General features: G+C 75.7%; 3 protein-coding genes. All 3 read right to left on the bottom strand.

Going from position 1 to position 3,602, the window contains the following annotated elements:
- Positions 1-130 precede the first annotated feature (130 nt).
- Positions 131-1,060, bottom strand: coding sequence for a type IV toxin-antitoxin system AbiEi family antitoxin domain-containing protein (locus tag EPD83_RS19970; protein ID WP_128367834.1), 930 nt, complete (start codon positions 1,058-1,060; stop codon positions 131-133).
- Between the two features lie 452 nt (positions 1,061-1,512).
- Complete coding sequence (gene hemQ / locus EPD83_RS19965; protein WP_128367833.1) at positions 1,513-2,265, bottom strand: hydrogen peroxide-dependent heme synthase; 753 nt, start codon at positions 2,263-2,265, stop codon at positions 1,513-1,515.
- Positions 2,262-3,602 (bottom strand): protoporphyrinogen oxidase (hemG, locus tag EPD83_RS19960; protein ID WP_205859642.1); only part of this gene is annotated, 1,341 nt, incomplete at its 5' end. The genes hemQ and hemG, both read right to left, overlap by 4 nt.

Below are 3,602 nucleotides of genomic sequence, written 5' to 3'. Positions count from 1 at the left end.
GCGCCCCATCCGCGATATCCGTGGCTCGCAAGGGTCGACCGGCACCGCGAACCCCGACTTTCCCGCCCCATCCGGGACACCCGGGGTTCGCAAGGGTCGACCGGCACCGCCAACCCCGGGTTTCCCTTGCTCAGACCGTGACGGCCAGGGCACGCCTCACCTTGGCGACGACGCGACCGGCCTCCAGGTCCGCCCAGGAGATCCGGACCACCACGTAGCCCAGTGCCCGCAGCCGGTCCTCGCGGGCCTTCTCGGCGTACAGCACTCGCGGGTCCCCATCGGCGTACTTGAGTCTGCCGTCGAACTCGACGACCACTCTCGTCCCCTCGACCAGCAGGTCCACGCGCGCGACGAAGCGTCCGTCGTCGTCGCGGATCTCCACCTGGGGCACCGTGGAGATCCCGTGGACGCCGAGGTCGACACGGCAGCGGGACTCCCCGACCGACTCCGACCGCCCGTCGACGTGCGTGAGCATCGCCCGCGGGCGTGACGACGCCGGCCACGTGGCGACGAGGGACACCGCCTCCTCGAGCGCGTCCCTCGTCACCCGCCCGGCGTGCAGGGCGGCGTCCGCACTCACCACGCCGCTCGACATCCCGTGGTCCATCGCGAGCTGGACGAGAGCGGTCGCCACGTCGTCGGCAGGGCCGAGGCCGGTCGTCGTCTGGCCGGGGCGTCCGGGTGTTTGCGGCCGGGGCCGGATCCAGAAGCCCTTGACGCCGACGCTGCGCTCGATCGGACGGTGCAGGTGCGGTCGCGCCATGGCCGCGCCCCAGACCGGAAGCTCGTGGGCCAGGACGGCGCTGACGCTCGTGAACGAGGCGTCCGGGTAGAGCAGCAGGGCGCCGGTGCACAGCGCGCGGTGCCGGTCCTCGGGGCCGAGGTCGGCCACGATCGACTCGACGGTGTAGAGACCGCGGCACGGGTGGCCCAGCGCGCCCTGGTCGAGCAGCCGCTCCAGGGCGTACGCACCGACGCCCGTGGCGCGAGCCTGCCGGGTCGTGAACACCCCACGCTGCGTGGCGGCGAGACGGGCGAGGTCGGGGTGCAGGAGGTCCATGGCCCGACGGTCGCCCCGGGATCCCGCGCACGCCACCTCCCGCCGCAGATCTGTGGACGGCGACCTCGTCGCTCCCGGCCTGTGGACGGACGCCCCGCGAGCGGAGACCACGCGCTCCGCAAGGGAAGTCGGGGGTTCGCGGGCCCGGTCGACCCTTGCGAACCTCAGCTTTGCCGGATGGGGCGGGAAAGTCGGGGTTCGCGGGCCCGGTCGACCCTTGCGAACCCCGGCGTTCCCGGACGGGGCGGGAAAGACGGGCTTCGCGGGCCCGGTCGACACTTGCGAACCCCGGCGTTCCCGGATGGGGCGGGAAAGACGGGGTTTGCGGGCCCGGTCGGCCCTTGCGAACCCCGGCGTTTCCGGATGGGGCGGGAAAGTCGGGGTCAGCGGGGGGTGGGGTGACGGTGGGGGTGGGGTGACGGTCGGGGTGGGTGAGGGGGTCGGGCGGGGGGTCAGCGGAGGCGGGTGAGGAGGTCGGGGACGGTGACGCGGGGGCCGGTGTAGAAGGGGACCTCCTCGCGGACGTGCCGGCGGGCGGTGGAGGCCCGCAGCTCGCGCATGAGGTCGACGATCCGGTGCAGCTCGTCGGCCTCGAAGGCCAGGATCCACTCGTAGTCGCCGAGCGCGAAGGACGAGATCGTGTTGGCCCGCACGTCCGGGTAGCCGCGCGCCATCTGCCCGTGCTCGACGAGCATGTCGCGCCGCTCCTTGTCGTCGAGCAGGTACCAGTCGTAGGACCGCACGAACGGGTAGACGCACACGTAGTCGCGCGCGTCCTCGTCGGCCATGAAGGCCGGGATGTGGCTCTTGTTGAACTCGGCCGGCCGGTGCAGCGCCGCCACCGACCACACCGGCTCCAGGTGCGCGCCGAGTCCGGTGCGCAGCAGCCGGTGGTAGGCGTCCTGCAGCGCCTCGACCGTCTCGGCGTGCCACCACACCATGACGTCGGCGTCGGCCCGCAGGCCCGCGACGTCGTACACGCCCCGGACGACGACGTCGTGCGCCGCGAGGTCCTCCACGAGCGCCCCGACCTCGGCCGCCAGCGCCTCCCGGTCCGCCGACCCCAACGGCGCCGCGAGCCGGAACACCGACCACATGGCGTAGCGGATGGTGTCGTTGATCTCGCGGATCCGGGCGGCGCCGGGCTTGGACGTGGGGCGGGACGCCGGCGCGGCGGCGGGCTCGGACTCGGGCGGGGTGCTCATCGGCTCTCTCCTGGGACGGGGGTGGTACGGGTCAGGTGGTCGGTGACGCCGGCGGCGGCGCGGTGGGCGGAGGCGAGGACGGCCGGGACGCCGACGCCGTCGTACGCCGCGCCGGCGACCTCGAGACCGGGCAGGCGCGCGACGTCGGCGCGCACGGCGGTGACGCGGTCGACGTGCCCGACGGCGTACTGCGGCAGCGCCCCACCCCAGCGCTGCACGTGGTGGTCGACGACGGGACCGAGCGGCGTGCCGAGCAGGTCGCCGACCTCCGCGACGGCGAGCGTGACGAGGTCGGCGTCGTCGCGCTGGAGCACGGCCTCGTCGCCGGCCCGGCCGATGGACGCGCGCAGGTACAGGACGTCGGGCGACAGCTCGTCCACCCAGGCCCACTTGGCCGCGCTGAAGGTGCTGCCCTTGACGGCCCGCCCCTCGACCGGCGGCACGAGGAAGCCCGACCCCGGGAGCGCGGGCGTGCCCGAGCGGCGTACGGCCAGCGTGACCACGGCCATCGACGCCGTCGCCACCTCCCCGAGCGCGGACGCCGCGGCCGGCGCCGTCGCGCGCAGCAGCCGGGACGCGGGGGCGGGCGGCAGGGCGAGCACGACCGCGTCGGCGCCGACGGCGACGGGGTCGGCGGCGGACCCGACGACGAGGCGCCAGCCCTCCCCCGACCGCTCCAGCCCGCGGACGACGGCCCGGGTCCGCACGAGCGCCCCGCGCGAGCGCAGCGCCTCGGCGGCGAGCTCCGGGATGCGACCGAGACCGCCGCGCAGCCCGGCGAACGGCGGCCGCCGCGAGCCGTCGGCGTCGACCCGGGGCGGCACCGGCTCCAGCAGGCTCGTCCCCGCGCGGGCGCGATCCCACAGCACGGGCATCGTCGCGCGCAGCGACAACCGGTCGGCGTGCCCGGCGTAGACCCCACCGAGCAGCGGCTCGACGAGCCGGTCGACGACCGCGCGCCCGAGCCGCGCCCCGACGTACTCTCCCACCGTGACGTCGCCTTCGACCCCGCCGCCCGGCCACGGCCGCTCGTCCGCCGCGCGCGCGACCTCGTCGGCCGTGAGCACCCCGAGCGCGCCGGACGGGTCGGTCGGCACGCCCATGAGGGTCGCCGTCGGCAGCGGGTGCAGCGCGCCCCGGCTGTAGACGCGCGCGGCCGTCGTCGCGGGCGTCACGAGGTCGGCGCCGGCCCCCAGCCGTTCGACGAAGGCGGTGCCCTCGGGTCGGACCGCGAGCATGGCCTCGGCCCCGACGTCGACCCGGTGCCCGGCGACCGTGGCCAGGCGCAGCTTGCCCCCGAGCTCCTCGCCCGCCTCGAGCACCGTGACCTGGGTGTC

The organism is Phycicoccus flavus (assembly GCF_004025965.2).
Classification (GTDB): domain Bacteria; phylum Actinomycetota; class Actinomycetes; order Actinomycetales; family Dermatophilaceae; genus Phycicoccus; species Phycicoccus flavus.
Note: the sequence above shows the minus strand (reverse complement) of the source record. Positions and strands in the feature narration are given on the sequence as shown.